Origin of the sequence: Psychrosphaera sp. B3R10 (assembly GCF_018861025.1) — a bacterium.
GTDB lineage: Bacteria > Pseudomonadota > Gammaproteobacteria > Enterobacterales > Alteromonadaceae > Psychrosphaera > Psychrosphaera algicola.
The window spans coordinates 100,271-118,533 of record NZ_JAHKQH010000023.1; the positions used below are offsets into that span (position 1 = coordinate 100,271).

General features: G+C 40.8%; 18 protein-coding genes. All 18 read left to right on the top strand.

The annotated features are described in order from the left end of the window. Positions 1-23: 23 nt before the first annotated feature. The 18 genes from KO525_RS07880 (at position 24) to KO525_RS07965 (ending at position 18,156) form a co-directional block, all read left to right on the top strand. Positions 24-1,067 (top strand): rod shape-determining protein, encoded by a 1,044-nt coding sequence (locus KO525_RS07880; RefSeq protein ID WP_215963245.1) that lies wholly within the window; start codon positions 24-26, stop codon positions 1,065-1,067. A 67-nt stretch (positions 1,068-1,134) separates the two neighbouring features. Beyond that, positions 1,135-1,977 (top strand): rod shape-determining protein MreC, encoded by an 843-nt coding sequence (mreC, locus tag KO525_RS07885; RefSeq protein WP_215963246.1) that lies wholly within the window; start codon positions 1,135-1,137, stop codon positions 1,975-1,977. Then, complete coding sequence (gene mreD, locus KO525_RS07890; RefSeq protein WP_215963247.1) at positions 1,974-2,462, top strand: rod shape-determining protein MreD; 489 nt, start codon at positions 1,974-1,976, stop codon at positions 2,460-2,462. Before mreC ends, mreD begins: the two co-directional genes overlap by 4 nt. 2 nt (positions 2,463-2,464) lie before the next feature. Beyond that, on the top strand, positions 2,465-3,028 hold the full coding sequence (locus tag KO525_RS07895; RefSeq protein ID WP_252736738.1) for a nucleoside triphosphate pyrophosphatase: 564 nt from the start codon (positions 2,465-2,467) through the stop codon (positions 3,026-3,028). Next, entirely contained in the window at positions 3,025-4,497 is a 1,473-nt protein-coding gene (gene rng / locus KO525_RS07900) for a ribonuclease G (protein ID WP_215963248.1), read from the top strand. The genes KO525_RS07895 and rng overlap by 4 nt, the downstream gene beginning before the upstream one ends. A 55-nt stretch (positions 4,498-4,552) precedes the next feature. After that, complete coding sequence (gene tsaE, locus KO525_RS07905) at positions 4,553-5,023, top strand: tRNA (adenosine(37)-N6)-threonylcarbamoyltransferase complex ATPase subunit type 1 TsaE (RefSeq protein ID WP_371744394.1); 471 nt, start codon at positions 4,553-4,555, stop codon at positions 5,021-5,023. Between the two features lie 8 nt (positions 5,024-5,031). Beyond that, the gene (locus KO525_RS07910; protein ID WP_215963249.1) at positions 5,032-6,354 is read left to right on the top strand and encodes an N-acetylmuramoyl-L-alanine amidase; all 1,323 of its coding nucleotides are present in this window, start codon (positions 5,032-5,034) and stop codon (positions 6,352-6,354) included. A gap of 9 nt (positions 6,355-6,363) precedes the next feature. After that, positions 6,364-8,454, top strand: coding sequence for a DNA mismatch repair endonuclease MutL (gene mutL, locus KO525_RS07915; protein ID WP_215963250.1), 2,091 nt, complete (start codon positions 6,364-6,366; stop codon positions 8,452-8,454). 1 nt (position 8,455) lies between these two features. Beyond that, on the top strand, positions 8,456-9,388 hold the full coding sequence (gene miaA / locus KO525_RS07920) for a tRNA (adenosine(37)-N6)-dimethylallyltransferase MiaA (RefSeq protein ID WP_215963251.1): 933 nt from the start codon (positions 8,456-8,458) through the stop codon (positions 9,386-9,388). A 233-nt stretch (positions 9,389-9,621) separates the two neighbouring features. After that, positions 9,622-9,870, top strand: coding sequence for an RNA chaperone Hfq (gene hfq, locus KO525_RS07925; protein WP_215963252.1), 249 nt, complete (start codon positions 9,622-9,624; stop codon positions 9,868-9,870). Between the two features lie 108 nt (positions 9,871-9,978). After that, positions 9,979-11,268: a ribosome rescue GTPase HflX gene (gene hflX, locus KO525_RS07930; RefSeq protein WP_215963253.1), complete on the top strand. Its 1,290-nt coding sequence runs from the start codon at positions 9,979-9,981 to the stop codon at positions 11,266-11,268. A 101-nt stretch (positions 11,269-11,369) separates the two neighbouring features. Beyond that, a complete protein-coding gene (hflK, locus tag KO525_RS07935; protein ID WP_215963254.1) occupies positions 11,370-12,521 on the top strand; it encodes an FtsH protease activity modulator HflK in 1,152 nt (383 codons plus the stop codon). 2 nt (positions 12,522-12,523) lie between these two features. Continuing rightward, entirely contained in the window at positions 12,524-13,399 is an 876-nt protein-coding gene (gene hflC / locus KO525_RS07940) for a protease modulator HflC (protein ID WP_215963255.1), read from the top strand. A gap of 100 nt (positions 13,400-13,499) precedes the next feature. After that, the gene (locus KO525_RS07945) at positions 13,500-13,682 is read left to right on the top strand and encodes a DUF2065 domain-containing protein (RefSeq protein WP_215963256.1); all 183 of its coding nucleotides are present in this window, start codon (positions 13,500-13,502) and stop codon (positions 13,680-13,682) included. Positions 13,683-13,808: 126 nt separating this feature from the next. Continuing rightward, positions 13,809-15,104, top strand: coding sequence for an adenylosuccinate synthase (locus KO525_RS07950; RefSeq protein ID WP_215963257.1), 1,296 nt, complete (start codon positions 13,809-13,811; stop codon positions 15,102-15,104). 236 nt (positions 15,105-15,340) lie between these two features. Next, positions 15,341-15,976: a hypothetical protein gene (locus KO525_RS07955; protein WP_215963258.1), complete on the top strand. Its 636-nt coding sequence runs from the start codon at positions 15,341-15,343 to the stop codon at positions 15,974-15,976. A 137-nt stretch (positions 15,977-16,113) separates the two neighbouring features. After that, positions 16,114-17,460, top strand: a complete 1,347-nt coding sequence (locus KO525_RS07960; protein ID WP_215963259.1) for a S41 family peptidase — start codon at positions 16,114-16,116, stop codon at positions 17,458-17,460. Positions 17,461-17,538: 78 nt separating this feature from the next. Further along, a complete protein-coding gene (locus KO525_RS07965; protein ID WP_215963260.1) occupies positions 17,539-18,156 on the top strand; it encodes a tetratricopeptide repeat protein in 618 nt (205 codons plus the stop codon). The last annotated feature ends 107 nt before the right edge of the window (positions 18,157-18,263 follow it).

Genomic DNA, 18,263 nt, shown 5'->3' on the forward strand with positions numbered 1-18,263 from the left:
GTTTCTGAAGGAATAAAAGCGCCATGTTTAAGAGTTTGCGCGGTATGTTTTCAAACGATCTGTCGATCGACCTTGGTACGGCAAATACGTTAATTTATGTAAAAGATCAGGGTATTGTTCTAAACGAACCTTCGGTTGTAGCAATTCGTCAGGAACGAGCTGGTGGACCAAAAAGTGTCGCATCAGTGGGGACCGAAGCAAAACGAATGTTAGGTCGTACGCCTGGAAATATTAAAGCAATCCGTCCTATGAAAGACGGTGTTATTGCCGATTTTTATGTTACCGAAAAAATGCTACAACACTTTATCAAACAAGTGCACAGCAATAACTTTTTACGCCCGTCTCCGCGTGTTTTGGTTTGTGTGCCATGTGGCGCGACACAAGTTGAGCAACGTGCGATAAAAGAGTCGGCACTAGGTGCTGGGGCTCGTGAAGTATTTTTAATTGAAGAACCAATGGCCGCGGCAATCGGTGCAGGTTTACCTGTTTCTGAAGCAACGGGTTCAATGGTTGTTGATATTGGTGGTGGTACAACAGAAGTTGCAATTATCTCGCTTAACGGTGTTGTCTATTCTTCTTCAGTTCGCATCGGTGGTGACCGCTTTGATGAAGCAATTATCAATTATGTTCGACGCAATTTCGGAAGCTTAATTGGTGAAGCAACCGCTGAACGGATCAAGCAAGAAATTGGTTTTGCGTATCCATCGAGTGATGTTAAAGAACTAGAAGTTCGAGGTCGTAACTTAGCGGAAGGTGTACCTCGTTCATTTACGCTTAATTCCAATGAAATACTTGAAGCATTACAAGAACCGTTGTCAGGAATTGTGAGCGCGGTAATGGTTGCTTTAGAACAGTCACCGCCAGAATTAGCATCTGATATTTCAGAACGCGGTATGGTATTAACCGGTGGTGGTGCACTTTTACGTGACCTAGACCGCTTGTTAATGGAAGAAACCGGGATCCCAGTTATCATTGCTGACGATCCACTAACGTGTGTTGCACGTGGTGGTGGTAAAGCACTAGAGATGATCGATGTTCACGGTGGAGATGTATTTAGCTACGATTAATCGTAGCGGTGCTTTTTAGTTATAAATAGACGGCAGTTTCCACTGCCGTTTTAGTTTAAGTAGGGTTATGAATCCAATATTCGGTGCTGGACCATCATTATCATTAAGAATGTTATTTGCATTGATATTTAGTGTCATTGCAATGGTTGCTGATACCCGCACTGAGGGCTCTAAACAGATCAGGAGCTTTTTGATTACTGTGGTATCGCCAATTCAATATTTGGCGTCTCTGCCTGAAAGCACAATTGATAGCTTTGCTACCCATTTGGCAAGCAAAAACTCGTTGCTTGAAGAAAATCAAAAACTACGAAAATTACAACTTCTGCAAAATCAAAAGTTACAGCAATACGAAATGCTGAAAACTGAAAATGACAAACTCAGATCTCTATTAAAAACGAATCTACGCAGTGACTCCCGCAAACAAGTTGCCGAAATTATTTCTGTTGCAAGTCATCCATTTGCTCATAATGTTGTTATCGACAAAGGTTTGACTGACGATGTTTTTATAGGGCAACCGGTATTAGACGACTTAGGGGTGGTTGGGCAAATTACCTCAGTTGGAAATACCACGTCGCGGGTTATTTTGATTACCGATCAAACGCACGCTATCCCAATTCGAGTTTTGCGTAACGATATTCGTGGAATACTTACCGGTTCAGGCAACTTAACTAAAATGGAATTGTCTAATTTATCGCACAATACCGATGTAAAGGTAGGTGATAAGTTAATTACTTCTGGTCTTGGCGGGGTTTTTCCTGATGGTTATCCTGTTGCCGAAATTACCCAAATATCACCAGATGTTACTAAGCCATTTATGCAAGTCGTGGCACGTCCAATCGCGCAGGTGGACCGTCTTAAACACGTATTACTGCTATGGCAAGATACAAATGATCGGGAAAGTAACCAATGACACGCGTATTTCGCTCCGCTTGGTGGTACATATCATTAAGTATTTTAGCGGCTATTATTTTAAGCATTATGCCTCTCCCACTAGCCATTAAGTCATTTCGACCAGATTGGCTTGCGCTTGTGTTGTTATATTGGACAATCGCTTTACCGCATCGAGTTAACATAGGTACGGCCTGGGTTGTTGGTTTTTTACTGGATATTTTACTCGGTACTGTGCTCGGCGTACATGCGCTGGCACTCTCTGTGGTTGTTTTCGTGACGGCGAGTAATTTTCAAAAACTGCGAAACTTTTCTGTTTGGCAACAAGCCATATTAATTGGTGTGTTTTTAGTTCTGTATCACATTATTATTTTTTGGTTAAATCGATTCCTATTGGACGTACATCTGTCGGCAGAGCAAATGTATCCAGTGATCACAAGCTCGCTATTTTGGCTTTGGCTATTTCCAGTATTGCGTGGCTATCGCCGTAAATTTAGAGTTAGATAAAAATGCGAATCGTATTAGCAAGTCAGTCGCCTAGGCGTAAACAATTATTAGCCTATATCGTTGACGATTTTGACATTGCCGTAGCCGACATTGATGAAACGCCCTACACGGATGAGTTGCCAATTGACTACGTTACTCGCTTAGCTAAGAGTAAAGCGGTAAAAGTTCAAGAGTTAGGGAATATCGATGATATTGTTATCGGGTCTGATACGGCGGTTGTATGTGACAATGAAATTTTAGGTAAACCTGTCGACTTAAATGACAGTTTACAAATTTTACAAAAACTGTCGGGTCGGACACATCAAGTAATGACCAGCTTTTGCATTATAAAAAATCAGCAAGTCGTAACGGAAGTTGTAACAACCGACGTGCTGTTTAAAACTTTAACCGACGACGAAATAATTCGTTATTGGCAAACTCAAGAACCCGTTGATAAAGCAGGTTCATATGCGATTCAAGGCATTGGTGGTAAGTTTGTAACCCGTATTTCTGGCAGTGTTTCGGCTGTCATTGGATTACCACTCGTTGAATTAGAACACGCATTGCAGGAAATATTAGACCAATGAGCATTGAACTTTTAATAAATGTTACCCCGAGTGAAACACGAGTCGGCCAGGTAGAAAATGGCATGCTGCAAGAATTGCATTTAGAACGCCAAAGTACAGTGGGCATTGTTGGCAACATTTATTTAGGTAAGGTAAGTCGTGTTTTACCGGGTATGCAAGCCGCGTTTGTGGATATAGGATTAGAAAAAGCTGCCTTTTTGCACGCGTCAGACATCATCACCTACGACGACGAAAAAGACCAAATTAAATCTCATTTAACAACGACACGAGACATTATTGAATTGGTTCGTGAAGGCCAAAAAATTATTGTGCAAGTGGTTAAAGACCCACTCGGAACCAAAGGGGCACGGCTAACGACAGATATTACTTTGCCGTCTCGTTATTTGGTATTTATGCCTGACGCAAAACATGTAGGTGTCTCGCAACGTATAGAAAAAGACGAAGAACGATTACGCTTAAAAACCATTGTTGAATCTCATTATGAAGAAGGGAACGGTGGTTTTATTGTTCGCACGGCCGCTGAGGGTGCCCATGCAGATGAACTAGCACAGGACGCCGTTTTTCTTAAAAAGCTGTGGGGCAAGATCATCAAAAAGAAAAAGAAGACTCGCCACCAGTCAGTACTGCATGAAGATTTGAGTTTAGCATTTAGGGTGATTAGAGATTTTATCGCCAATGAACTAGAACGAGTACGAGTCGACTCAAAATTAATGTTTGGTGAACTCAGGGCGTTTACCGATGAATTTTGTCCAGAGATCACCGACAAGTTAGAATATTATCCGGGTGAACGCCCTATTTTCGATATGTTTGATGTCGAATCTGAAATCAAACGAGCGTTGGATAAAAAGGTCGAATTAAAATCAGGTGGATATTTGATCATTGACCAAACTGAAGCGATGACAACAATTGATGTTAATACAGGGGCGTTTGTTGGTCATCGCAGTTTAGAAGATACAATTTTTAATACCAACAGCGAAGCGACTCAAGCGATTGCTCGGCAATTAAGATTGAGAAATCTTGGCGGCATCATTATTATCGATTTTATCGACATGGAGAGCGAAGACCATCGCCGCCGTGTTTTGCACAGTTTAGAAGTTGCTTTATCAAAAGACCGTTCTAAAACCAATATTAATGGCTTCTCCGCGCTTGGATTAGTTGAAATGACGCGTAAACGTACACGTGAAAGCCTTGAACATGTGCTTTGTGGTGAGTGCCCAGCATGTAATGGTCGTGGTTATGTAAAAACCGTAGAGACGATTTGTGCTGAATTATTACGCGAAATAGTGCGGGTAAATCGCGCTTATGACGCCGATAAGTTTGTTGTTTATGCTTCGCCAACGGTAGCAGAGTCACTGGTTAATGATGAATATCATAACCTTGCGGAGCTTGAAGTTTTTATTGGCAAACAGATTAAAGTTAAAACTGAGTCGTTATATAATCAAGATCAGTTTGACGTAGTAATGATGTAACGGTAATTAACGTTAATTAAACTACGATGTAAGTGTTTACTATTGGTCGATACAAGTGATAAAAATATATTCAGAAATTTTACCTGATCAAGATGCAACTGTTGTTATGGGCCGTCGACTGGCAAAGTCATTAACGAGCTCAACAATTATATTTTTGCATGGCGACTTGGGAGCAGGAAAAACGACATTTAGTCGTGGTGTCATTCAAGGGTTAGGGCATAACGGCAATGTAAAGAGTCCAACTTATACATTGGTTGAACCTTATGAGTTATCGGGATTGAATGCGTATCACTTTGACTTATATCGCCTGTCGGAGCCAGAAGAGCTCGAATATATGGGATTTCGGGATTATTTGAATGATCACGCCGTATGTTTAATCGAGTGGCCAGAAAAGGGCGCAGGTTTACTGCCTAAACCAGATCTAGTTATTGAATTGCAATACGCAGAACAACAACGCGAAGTGACATTCAAGGCCGGTACTGAGTTAGGTGAGACAATTTTACAACGATTGAAAAACGAGATCTAAACAACACTATGCAGCTTGTGAAAAGTTTTCAAATAATGAAAAACCTAGTCATTACTATTTTGGTGATTGGGAGCGCTTGCGTGTCTGCTGCAATAGATGTCAAAAATGTTCGAGTATGGCCGTCTCCAGATTCTACTCGCGTGGTACTAGACTTATCTAAACCAGTTGAATACAGCTATTTTACTTTGAACAACCCTGAACGACTGGTTATTGATTTGCATGATACAAAAATCAGTGCAGTGTTAACTGATCTTGCAAAAGATACTAATCTGTTAAATACAGTGCGTACCAGTACACCGAAAAAGAAAGGTGATGCTCGTTTAGTGCTCGACTTAAATAAAAAAGTTGAAGCCATGATTTTTGCCTTAAAACCAACCGCGCCATATAGCGACCGGCTGGTTATTGATTTAGTTGATTCCGTGGCGAAAGTGGCGCACACCAAAAAACAATTCAAAACTGACCGAGACATTGTTATTGCGATTGATGCAGGTCATGGTGGTGAAGATCCAGGCTCAATAGGCGGTCGAGGCAACTATGAAAAACGAGTTACATTAGGTATTGCGAAAAAATTAGAAGATTTAATTACCAAAGAGCCCGGAATGCGGGCCGTAATGACGCGTACGGGCGATTATTATTTAAGCGTCCATAAACGAACTGAAAAGGCGCGAGACTCTGACGCCGACCTTTTAATTTCAATTCACGCCGATGCATTCACTTCGCCAGAACCAAATGGTGCATCTGTCTGGGTTCTTAATTTACGACGGGCTAATTCAGAAATAGGTAAGTGGTTAGAGCAAAAAGAGAAGCATTCACAATTATTAGGTGGTGCGGCGGAAGTCATTAAAAATACGACGTCGGAGCGATATTTAGCGCGAACGTTACTTGATATGTCGATGGATCATTCGATGGATCAAGCGCATGGTGTGGCCAATAGCGTTTTAAGTGAATTAAAGTCGATTACAAAATTGCACAAACGCTCGCCACAGGCGGCAAGTTTAGGGGTGCTTAAATCACCTGATATTCCAAGCATATTAGTTGAAACAGGGTTTATTTCTAATCTAAAAGAAGAAAAACTGTTAACGAATGGCTGGCATCAATCAAGATTAGCTAATTCTATCTTCAAAGCAGTGCGTGGTTATTTTAAACATAATCCACCAGACGGCACATTATTCGCGCGGACTAAAAATCTTAAACACAAAGTAAAAAGTGGCGAGTCTTTGTCGTTAGTAGCACAAAGTTATAATGTTTCTATTTCATCGATTAAAAAAGCCAATAAACTTAAGTCAAATATGATCCGTGTGGGTCAAGTTTTGTCCATTCCGCAATCATAAGTCTGATCCATGCCTATTCAAATATTACCACCGCAATTAGCTAACCAAATTGCGGCTGGCGAAGTTGTCGAACGTCCCGCGTCAGTTGTAAAAGAGTTAGTTGAAAACGCGTTAGATGCTGGCGCCACTAAAGTGGAAGTGGAAATAGATCGTGGCGGTCAGAAACGCATTTTGATCCGTGATAATGGTAAAGGCATTGTCAAAGACGAACTTGCATTGGCATTGTCACGACATGCAACAAGCAAGATTAGCTGCCTTGACGACTTGGAAGCAATTCACAGTTTGGGTTTTAGAGGCGAAGCGTTAGCCTCTATTAGCTCGGTTTCTCGGTTGACTTTAACATCTAAACCACAAAGTCAAAACGAAGCCTGGGCGGCAAGTGCCGAAGGTCTAAACATGGCCGTGGCGGTTAAACCTGCGGCACATCCAAATGGCACCAGTATTGAAGTGCTAGATCTCTTTTTTAATACGCCTGCACGTCGCAAATTTCTTCGAGCTGACAAAACTGAATTTAACCATATTGAATTGTTAATAAAACGAATCGCGATGAGTCGGCCTGAGATTAGTTTTGTACTCAAACATAATGGTAAAACAATTAAACGATACCGAGGACAAGGTAACGAGTCTGATTGGCAACAACAAATGTCGGGTCGGTTGGCCGAAGTCATTAACCAAAGGTTTGTAGATCAATGTCAGTATGGATATTTGCAGTATGATGACGTTGAAATATCGGTTTGGGTTAATCAACCTGAGCTTTGCGCAGGTGTTAACCCATCGCAATATGCGTTTGTAAATGGCCGTATGATGCGCGACAAATTGTTGCAACATGCAATACGCCAAGGTTATGGCGATTCGTTGCATTCGGAGCAACAGCCGGAATATGTCATTACGGTAAATTTGCCAGCGACTGATGTTGACGTGAATGTACATCCAGCCAAACATGAGGTTAGGTTCCACCATTCGCGTCTTATTCATGATCTGGTCGTGCGCACAGTGCAGGAAGCAATTGAACATTTTTACCAGTTACCTGAAACGGGTAAGGGTGACGGAACAAAATTGGAAGGCGGGTTGGGATCTGCCCCTGATGATTATCAAAAAGCATTTGAGCAGACTGAAATTCAAAAATCGTGTTTGACTTCACTTGATGATCAACCCCAGTCAGCTGAAGGCTCTTTGTTTACAGGAACAGCGGAAGGTTCTTTATTTAGAAGAGACGCTGAAGGCACTTTGCTTAAAAGAGACGCTGAAGGCTCTTTACCGAGTGAGGCTGAAGGCTCTTTGTTTACAGGAGCAGCGGAAGGCTCTGAACAAAGAAACGAGAGTGATGGAGAGTTGCCGGTTGGGGATGAAGCGATTAGGCGAATAACTGAGCGTGCAGACAACGACTATGCACCTACTGCGCAAAAACCTAGAATGAACCATGGTCATTCAGTGCAAATTTCTAATCGTCAGCGCCAGGCATTTGATAATTTTGCGAATTCTGTGGACGAGCTAACCGCAGATACCGATGCGCATCATCAGCAAGTTCCGACGTCAGAACGTGGACTAAGAGACAGTGTTGCCGAGATTAATACGCCTACCAACAACCTACTGTCCATTTGTTATATCGAACAAGACAGGTATGTCTATTTTATTTGGCAAAATACCTTCTATTTGTTTGATATGTTATCGACGATGAAGCTAAATCCAGCAACGCCAATCAATCTGACACCAGCACCTTTATTGGTGCCGGTTCGATTAAAGCTAACAAAAGATGAACTACAATGGTGTTCGCAGCATATTGAACAGCTTAAAAACAGTGGCTTTGAAACAAAATTACACGGGCAATACATTATCATTAAGCAAGTGCCAAGTGTCTTACGGTCCTCGGAAGTCGGTCGAACATTGCCTCGTTTTTTTGAAAATTTAATGGCAACGGAAACGTTAACCGAGACGATACTTGTTAATATCTTAAAACAAACCAGTGCGCAGCCAATTTCAGGTGAACAGATCCGTACAACATTTAATGAATATATTAAAAACGGGAGTCTTGATGTCAATGTGCTACAACATTCAGCTAAACTCTCTGCTTCTGCAATATTAACCAAATTAGTGAATTAAAATGAGCCAGTCAGTGCAATATCCGGTCATAACGATAATGGGGCCAACAGCCTCGGGCAAAACCGATTTAGCGATGGAATTAGCCGATCGTATTAATGGCCAGCTGATAAGTGTGGATTCGGCCCTCATTTATAAAGACATGGATATTGGAACAGCCAAGCCAACGGCCGAAGAATTAGCTCGGCATCCTCATCAGTTAATCAGCTTTTTAGATCCATTAGAGACTTATTCAGCTGCTGACTTTTGTCGAGATGCATTGAAGGAAATTGAGTCGGCATACCAAAATGGAAAAACGCCAATTTTAGTGGGCGGCACTATGATGTATTACAAATCTCTGATTGACGGAATATCGACATTACCTGTCGCCCAAGCCGAAACCCGAGCTGAGATTGAGCAATTGGCAAGTAAAATTGGTTGGGAAGGTGTGCATCAAAAGTTAGCTGAAATTGATCCAGAATCCGCTTTACGTATTCATCCTAATGACCCGCAGCGTATTAACCGAGCCTATGAGATTTATCTAATTAGTGGTGAAACGATGACGGCATTAATGAAAAAAGAAAAAAAGCCGATACCGTTTAAAGTAAAGCAGTTTGCTTTTATGTGTGAAGACAAAACATTGCTCCATCATCGAATTGAACAACGATTTCTGAACATGGTAGAACAAGGTTTTGAACAAGAAGTTAGGTCGCTTTATGAACGAGGCGATTTGCATTTAGACTTACCTTCCATGCGTTGCGTTGGCTATCGACAAATGTGGGAATATTTTGACGGCAAACATGACTGGGATGAAATGATTTTCAGGGGCGTTGTAGCGACTCGTCAATTGGCTAAGAGGCAACTCACGTGGTTACGAAGCTGGCCCGATGTGACGCACCTAAGCATAGGTAAAGAAAAAGAAAACTTGCATCGAATGATAAACTCGCTAAGCTTATAAGTAGATAGGAAGATATTGCTTAAATTATGAAGTAATGGTTGAAATTTGATCGATTTACTTGAATTTAAAGTTATTACCCCAATAATATTGTGGTAACTTGCATAAGCAACACCCGATAACGTGATATTAAGGAAAAATAGACGTTGGCGATGACAAGGGGTTGCATAGAACATGACATTAAACATGTTCTACATTTTGTATAAAAATAACAGAATAACAATAAGGAATGAACAATGGCTAAGGGGCAATCTTTACAAGACCCGTTTTTAAATGCGTTACGACGTGAGCGTATTCCTGTATCAATTTATCTTGTAAATGGGATTAAATTGCAGGGCCAAGTGGAGTCTTTTGATCAGTTTGTGATTTTACTTAAAAATACCTTAAGTCAAATGGTCTACAAACACGCAATATCAACGATAGTGCCTGCTCGTCCTTTCCAGACAAATCCACACTACCAAGGTAGTGGAGAAGACGCAGAATAAATGCCTATCCAGGGCTTACGCCTACACGGGTAAATTAATGCATACCATAAAGGAAATATGTCATACGATGTATTTCCTTTTTGTGTTTTTTAAAAACAGGAAATACATTTGTTTGATAGATATGAAGGCGGTGAACAAGCAATCCTTGTTCACGTGAACTTTTCCAATGAAAACGACCGAGAAGACTTAGAAGAACTTGGTCTATTAGTGTCATCTGCCGGCGTTTCTTCGTTAGGCGTTATAACAACAACGCGACGCTCACCAGACGCAAAATATTATGTTGGCACCGGCAAAGCGCAAGAAATAGCTGATGCGGTGCAACGTGACGGCGCTGATATCGTAATTTTTAACCACGCCTTATCGCCTTCCCAAGAAAGAAACCTTGAAGCGTTGTTTAAGTGCCGAGTTTTAGATCGCACAGGACTTATTCTCGATATTTTTGCTCAACGAGCAAGAACACACGAAGGTAAATTGCAGGTCGAACTTGCACAACTACGTCATATTTCTACAAGGCTTATTCGCGGTTGGACTCATTTAGAGCGCCAAAAAGGTGGTATTGGTCTTCGTGGTCCTGGTGAAACGCAGTTAGAAACTGACAGACGACTACTACGTGCTCGTATAACGCACATTCTGGGACGGTTAGAAAAAGTATCAAAACAGCGCGAACAGGGTAGACGTTCACGTAAAAAAGCAGAGGTGCCGACAGTGTCATTAGTTGGTTATACCAATGCCGGTAAATCAACATTATTTAACGCGGTAACAAATGCCGAGGTGTATGCCGCTGACCAATTGTTTGCGACATTAGATCCAACCCTACGAAAAATAGAAGTTGAAGACGTAGGCGAAGTTATTTTAGCTGATACAGTTGGCTTTATACGTCATCTACCACACGATCTCGTTGCCGCATTTAAAGCAACATTAACAGAAACTCGCGAGTCTGATTTACAGTTGCACGTAGTTGATGTTGCAGATGCCCGCCGTGCTGATAATATGGAGCAGGTTCAAGAAGTATTGAAAGAAATCGACGCTGATCATATTCCGCAATTGCTGGTATTTAATAAAGTCGATTTGTTAGAAGATATTCGCCCACATATTGAACGCGATGATGAAGGCAAGCCAATCTCAGTTTGGTTGTCTGCACAGAATAAATTGGGGTTAGACCTGTTATTCGACGCAATGTCTGAGCTGTTGGGCCTTTCTATGTTGGATATCACTTTGTGTATTCCACCATCAGAGGGTAAGTTAAGAGCGGCACTTTATACACTTAATGGTATATTAGATGAAAAAATAAATGATAAGGGTGAATGGGTGCTACAAGTACGTATCACCACTGTCGATCATCAAAAGTTAAATAAACAAATGAGCTATGCCATTGAAAAATGGCAACTGGATGACTAAATAGAGTTATGTTTGTGTCATTCACTGATATTCGTCTTTAACTACACGTTATGATGCGAATTTAATAATTTATTGATTACTAATAGGTACTGGAGAAAGGTATGGCCTGGAACGAGCCGGGAAAAAACGACAACGATCCGTGGAAAAATCGCGGTGGAAAAGATCAGGGTCCTCCTGATTTGGATGAACTTTTCAAAGATTTAGGCAACCGTTTTAACGGCATGTTTGGTGGTAAATCCTCCAATCAAGGTGGTAAAGCACAGAGCCCATTTGGATTTGGACTTATTGCGATTGTGGCTTTAGGTATTTGGGCACTTTCTGGTATTTATACCATTAAAGAAGCTGAAAAAGGCGTGGTTTTAACGTTTGGTGAATACACCGGGTTAGTTGATCCAGGTATTCAGTGGAAGATGACCTTTATTCAAGAAGTTATTCCTGTGAATGTACAAACTATTCGTACAATTCCAGCGTCAGGCTTTATGTTAACGAAAGACGAAAACGTCGTTCAAGTAGATATGGAAGTTCAATATAAGGTTATTGATCCGAAATTTTACTTATTCTCTACTCCTGATCCTGACTCAAGTTTACGTCAAGCTACAGATAGTGCGTTACGACTGGTAATTGGCCATTCAAACATGGATGCCATCTTAACAGCTGGTCGTGAAACAGTTCGTCGCAACACTTGGGATGAATTAAACACAGTTATTGAACCATACAAACTCGGTGTCAGCGTTGTTGACGTCAACTTTAAAGATGCACGCCCACCAGAACAGGTGAAAGATGCATTTGATGATGCTATCGCTGCGCAGGAAGATGAGATTCGTTATATCAACGAAGCTAAAGCTTATGCTAGTGAAGTTGAGCCAAGTGCTCGTGGTCGAGTTAACCGAATGGGTCAAGAAGCTGAGGCATACAAACAAGGCAAAATTTTATCAGCACAGGGTCAAGTTGCTAAGTTTGAGCAGTTACTTCCAGAATACAAAGCGTCTCCTGAAGTGACTCGTAATCGTCTTTACCTAGAAACGATGGAACAAGTGTATGCAAATACATCTAAAGTTTTAGTCGATACAAAAGGCAGTGGCAACATGTTGTATTTGCCACTGGATAAAATTATGCAGCAGCAAAACATTCAGACTCCTGTGATGTCTAATCGTCCAGAAGATGGCTATAACGCGGGCTCTTCAAGTCCAACTAATCAGCCACAACCGTCCCGTTCGGGCCGTGGCGACAGATTTAATGGAGGCGGGAACTAGATATGAAAAACTTTAGTATTGTAGCCCTAATATTTATTGGTCTTATGTCCTTCTCTTCACTATTTGTTGTGAAAGAAGGTCAAAGAGCTATTGTTATTCAGTTTGGTAAAGTTGAGCGTGATGCTTCTGGTACCACATTGGTGAAAGAGCCTGGTTTGCACTTCAAACTGCCGTTTGTTGAAAAAGTACGAATGATAGATGCTCGTATTCAAACGCTGGACGATGTGCCAGACCGTTTTGTAACAGCAGAGAAAAAAGACTTAATAGTTGATTCATTTATCAAATATCGTGTTTCTGACTTTGCAACGTACTACCTTTCTACCGGTGGCGTTAAAGCAAATGCAGAACAGTTACTTAAGCAAAAAGTAAACAACGCGTTAAGAACTGAATTTGGTACTCGTACAATTAAAGAGATTGTTTCTGGTGAACGCACAGAGCTTATGGAAGCTGCTATTATTGCCGCTAAAAGTTCTAGTGATTTAGGTTTGGAAGTATTGGATGTTCGTGTAAAACAAATCAATCTACCACTTGAAGTCAGTAACTATATTTTTGAACGTATGAGAACAGAACGATTAAAAGTAGCTAAAGCTCACCGCTCAGAGGGTCGTGAACAAGCTGAAATTATTCGAGCTGATGTCGATGCAAGAATTACCATTATGATTGCAGAAGCAGAGAAAAATTCGCAGACTTTACGTGGTGAAGGTGATGCACAAGCAGCACGCGTATATGCTGATGCGTTTAGCAAAAACGCGGAATTTTTTAGTTTCGTTCGTAGTTTAGACGCGTATCGAAATAGCTTTAATAGTCGTCAAGATATTATGGTTATCGAACCAGACAGCGATTTCTTCAAATATATGAAATCAACCTCAGGTAAATAACCTTACCACTAGTTAAAGGGCCCTACGGGGCCTTTTTTGTTGGTACCGTATAAATACATGAAATTTTGGTATTTATGCCACGTAATGTAGTGAGATAAAAATGCAGATAGAATGGTTAACCGTAATTGGACTTGTATTAATAGTTGAAGGAATGATGCCGTTATTGTTCCCAAAAATATGGCAAAACTACATTAGAAAGTTAGCAGATGAACCAATAAGTGGCATCCGATTTGTTGGTGGTGTGTTGTTTGTACTTGGAATCGTGCTTTTAATGTTTCGTTAAGTTTAATTTTTATCTAATAAATTCAGATATTTAATAAACAATGTGAATCTTTTTTGCCAAATCGGGTGATCTTTACCCCGCAATTTTGATAGAATCCCCGCCTAATTTTTTCTGAGTGAAAATGAAATGGGCAAAAACGTTGTAGTTTTAGGCACCCAATGGGGTGACGAAGGTAAAGGTAAAGTAGTTGATTTACTAACTGACAAGGCTGATTACGTTGTACGTTATCAAGGTGGCCACAATGCGGGTCACACGTTAGTAATAGACGGTGAGAAAACAGTACTGCATTTAATCCCTTCTGGGGTATTACGCGATGGCGTAAAATGTATTATTGGTAATGGCGTTGTATTATCTCCAGACGCTTTGATGACTGAAATCAAAATGTTGGAAGAAAGAGGCGTTCCTGTTAAAGAGCGTTTACTTATCTCTGAAGCTTGCCCGCTTATCCTTCCATATCATATCGCTCTAGACCAAGCCCGTGAAATCGCACGTGGTAATAAAGCAATCGGCACAACCGGCCGTGGCATTGGGCCAGCTTATGAAGACAAAGTAGCACGTCGTGGCCTACGTGTTGGCGATTTGTTTAATCCAGAGCAATTTAAAGAAAAACTAAAAGAAGTTCTTGAGTACCATAACTTCTCATTAGTTAATTATTACAAAGTTGACCCTGTCGATTTTGATAAGACATTTAATGATGCTATGGCAATTGCCGACATACTTAAAGCTATGGTTGTTGATGTAACGTCGTTATTAGACGCTGCACGCCTTGCTGGTGAGTCAATCTTGTTTGAAGGTGCCCAAGGTACACTTCTTGACATTGACCACGGTACATATCCGTATGTGACGTCTTCAAACACAACTGTTGGTGGTGTTGCAACTGGTGCAGGTTTTGGTCCGTGTTACTTAGACTATGTACTTGGTATTGTAAAAGCATACACAACACGCGTTGGTTCAGGCCCATTCCCAACAGAACTTGATTGTGAAGTTGGCCAACACTTAGGCATTAAAGGTCATGAGTTTGGCGCTACAACAGGCCGTAAACGCCGCACAGGTTGGTTTGATGCCGTTGCAATGAAACGTGCAGTGCAAATTAACTCAATTACAGGTTTCTGCTTAACAAAACTTGATGTACTTGATGGTCTAGAAGAAATAAAAATCTGTATAGGTTATCAATTAGCAGATGGTTCAGTTGTTGACGTTCCACCTATGGCCGCTGAAGGGTATGATGCTGTCGTGCCTTTATATGAAAGTGTTCCAGGTTGGTCTGAAAACTCTTTTGGCGTTACAACTTTTGAAGGTTTGCCACAAGCTGCGCAAAACTACATTAAACGTTTAGAAGAAATCACTGGCGTGCCAATGGATATCATATCTACTGGTCCTGACAGAAATGAAACAATGATTTTACGTAACCCGTTTTCGTAAGTAGAATTGTTTTTAAGAACCGCCATCATGGCGGTTTTTTTGTATTTACTAAGTGTCGATAAATTTTACACTTGGCTTTTTTTATATTTTCGGTAATACTTATATTGTTGTATTTAAAGGGTTTGTTTTTGTTGGCTCATTAATTGCTTTGTTATTGATATATTAAAACTACATTCGACGAATGATAGTTGTTTATTCAACATGGATTGTTCATTTCCTAATTTAGAGGTTGTTGTATGAAAATTTTGTCAATCGCAATGTTGCTTTGCATTTTAGTCACGGGTAAAGCCCAGGCTGTTCCAATTGTTGAATTTATCGACAATGGTAGAACTACGATTACTAACATCGAAGGTCAAATGACCGAATGGTTAGATTTAACAGAAACGCTAGACATAAGCTTCAATGACATCACCGCTGACCTAGCGGACTCAGTTTTAGATGACACGTTAAGCGAAACTTCAGAGTTTTCGACTGGCTGGCGCTACGCACAAATGTTTGAAATTCAAATTATGGCATTTAACTTTTTTGCTGATATTTCAGGCACACCTATTTTAAACGAAAGTAATATGTTTGATTTTATCCAATTATTTGGCAACACGTTAGATGACGTAGGCAATGGTGCACTCGCTACAATGGGTATGTCGGGAACTGATGTTGCTGGTGAACCAGGTGAAATAGAAGCTGTCCAGTTTATTGGTGGCGCTGCGCCTGAAATGGTTGATTGGGTTTGGGACAAAGATACGCCTTTAGCTGGTGGTAGTTGGTTAATTCGCGACTATACGCCGGTATTTGCTGCAGTATCTGCACCAGCGTCTATTGCATTGTTTGTATTTGGTTTGATGGGTATTCATTACCGTAGAAAAAACGCCTAAATTTATTAGAGTTAAAATAAAGCCACCGGAAGGTGGCTTTTTTGTTTACAGCATTCGCGAAATTTCTTTCTATAATTAGATGTACTCCTAGGTTTTTTTCGATAATCTAATGATGAATTAGTTTAAGGATAAAATACATGTACATAAAATCCCTCTTTGTCGCTCTTATAAGTATTAGCTTATCCGGTTGTTTGGAAACTGACGATGACGTTACTTATGGTCAGTGTTCAGCACCGGATGCCAACAATCGATTATATGACTTTCTGGACGATGAATATTTTTGGTATGGCGATTTAGCACAGTCGTTTAACCCTGAAAAGCATTCTGATATCAAAGAAGCACTTGCGAGTCTTCGCGTTCCTCAAGACCGATTTAGCTTTGCAATGACTACAGCAGAATATGACGATTATCAAAAGTCAGTGTTCTTTGGCTATGGCTTTTCTCATTCGGCCACAGAAAATAATGATGGTCTTAAGATCAGATATGTTTTTGAAGAGGGTTCGGCAGCGCAGAATGGTCTTCGTCGCGGTGATACCATCGTTGGCGTCGAAGGTGTTGATATGGCGACAATATTGTCTCAGGTTGCAGCAGGCACAACGACGTTGAATACCGTATTTGGCCCTAATGAAGCAGGGCATACTATTGATGTTGAAATTTTAAAACCAGACGGCTCAATAATAGATACTCAGTTTAGTAAAGGCTCGATAACGGCCAATACTGTAATGGCGACTCAGGTTAAAGATGTCACTATCGCAGGCGAAGCTAAAAAAGTTGGATATCTCGTTTTCGATTCGTTTGATTCTCGATCTGAACAGGAGCTTAACGTCGCGTTTGATGAGTTTGCTGATCAAAACATCGACGAAATGATATTAGACGTTAGATACAACGGCGGCGGTTTAATCCGTGTCGCAAAGCAATTGAGTACTCAAATCGCGGGAGATGAAGTTGAGAATGAAGTTTTTGTAAAGTACGTTCACAATGATAAACAATCGAGTCGCGACCAAACGTCGTACTTTAGTTTAGGGGCCGGCTTTGAAAAAATGAATCTCGACAGAGTTATTGTGTTAACCACTGGTGGCAGTTGTTCAGCGAGTGAATTAGTTATCAATGCGTTAGACCCATTCGTAGAAGTTGTCATCGTAGGCGAAAATACCTGTGGTAAACCAGTTGGTATGTATCCAGAAGAAATATGCGACCATGTGGTTTTTGCAATTAACTTCCAAACTCAGAACGCAGTAGGCTTTGGTGACTACTTTGATGGTCTGAGTGTTGACTGCCCAGTGAATGATGTCGTTACAGGGGATTGGGGTGTTGATTCTGATCCATTGTTGGCAGAAGGGCTATATTACCTTGCCAATGACAGTTGTAGTGCGAGTGCCGTAGCGTCGCCTCAAAATCGAAATGGCGGGGCAAAAGCTAAATTTATTCCTTCTCCACCCGTCGACTTTTCCAAAGGGCCGATTAAAGCCAAAAACTTACTTTAGGGAATGGCCTAGTACTTGCTTTCAATTAACCAATAAATCGGTTAATTGAAAGCAACACTACAATTTGGTCTGGCGCACATGAAATATATTCTGACACTACTGCTTGTTTTTTCTGCTTATAGTTTTTCTTATAACGAGAATAAATTGAAAGTCGTGCAAATTTATACTCAAGATGAATTGTTAGCTTTAATAAAAGAAAACAAGCATTTAGATAAAGTAAAAGCCGATCGGTGCCAGTTAAATCGAGATATTGAAGACCATGCAGTAAAACTCCATATACCGGCTTATGAATTTCTTTATGGGGACATGCTCGCGTGGGGAGTTTGCATTGAAAAAGACGCAGAGCTGGGAATTTATTATATTCGTAAGTCGGCAAAACAAGGCCTAGTTGCGGCAATAGAACAGATGGGACGCTATTATCATGAAGGCATATTTGTTCAAAAGGACATCGATAAAGCTCACACGTTAATATTTCGAGCCGCGGAATTAGGAAACCTCAATGCGCAAATGAGGTTGGTACAAATGCATTTAGATGGGGTTGGTAGCCCATATGATTACGAACAAAGTTATAAGTGGCTACATCACGCTATAATTGAAGACTCAACCACCCACCAAAAAGTGGCCACCTTGTTGGCTAAACTCGCAAAACTGATGCATCCTAAAGCGTTAAAGAGGGCGAAACACACGCCAATTTAACGTATTTGTTCAGGCGTTCATTTTATTAAACGTTATTTATAAAAAAAATTGACAAAAACGATAGTTATTAACTTGTTTGTCTTCATATGGTGTTAAACTAACGACTT

Bases quoted from the DNA above. Each gene is read 5' to 3' on its own strand.
- KO525_RS07880 (WP_215963245.1), top strand. From the start codon at position 24: ATGTTTAAGAGTTTGCGCGGTATGTTTTCAAACGATCTGTCGATCGAC.
- mreC (WP_215963246.1), top strand. From the start codon at position 1,135: ATGAATCCAATATTCGGTGCTGGACCATCATTATCATTAAGAATGTTA.
- mreD (WP_215963247.1), top strand. From the start codon at position 1,974: ATGACACGCGTATTTCGCTCCGCTTGGTGGTACATATCATTAAGTATT.
- KO525_RS07895 (WP_252736738.1), top strand. From the start codon at position 2,465: ATGCGAATCGTATTAGCAAGTCAGTCGCCTAGGCGTAAACAATTATTA.
- rng (WP_215963248.1), top strand. From the start codon at position 3,025: ATGAGCATTGAACTTTTAATAAATGTTACCCCGAGTGAAACACGAGTC.
- KO525_RS07910 (WP_215963249.1), top strand. From the start codon at position 5,032: ATGCAGCTTGTGAAAAGTTTTCAAATAATGAAAAACCTAGTCATTACT.
- mutL (WP_215963250.1), top strand. From the start codon at position 6,364: ATGCCTATTCAAATATTACCACCGCAATTAGCTAACCAAATTGCGGCT.
- miaA (WP_215963251.1), top strand. From the start codon at position 8,456: ATGAGCCAGTCAGTGCAATATCCGGTCATAACGATAATGGGGCCAACA.
- hfq (WP_215963252.1), top strand. From the start codon at position 9,622: ATGGCTAAGGGGCAATCTTTACAAGACCCGTTTTTAAATGCGTTACGA.
- hflK (WP_215963254.1), top strand. From the start codon at position 11,370: ATGGCCTGGAACGAGCCGGGAAAAAACGACAACGATCCGTGGAAAAAT.
- hflC (WP_215963255.1), top strand. From the start codon at position 12,524: ATGAAAAACTTTAGTATTGTAGCCCTAATATTTATTGGTCTTATGTCC.
- KO525_RS07945 (WP_215963256.1), top strand. From the start codon at position 13,500: ATGCAGATAGAATGGTTAACCGTAATTGGACTTGTATTAATAGTTGAA.
- KO525_RS07950 (WP_215963257.1), top strand. From the start codon at position 13,809: ATGGGCAAAAACGTTGTAGTTTTAGGCACCCAATGGGGTGACGAAGGT.
- KO525_RS07955 (WP_215963258.1), top strand. From the start codon at position 15,341: ATGAAAATTTTGTCAATCGCAATGTTGCTTTGCATTTTAGTCACGGGT.
- KO525_RS07960 (WP_215963259.1), top strand. From the start codon at position 16,114: ATGTACATAAAATCCCTCTTTGTCGCTCTTATAAGTATTAGCTTATCC.
- KO525_RS07965 (WP_215963260.1), top strand. From the start codon at position 17,539: ATGAAATATATTCTGACACTACTGCTTGTTTTTTCTGCTTATAGTTTT.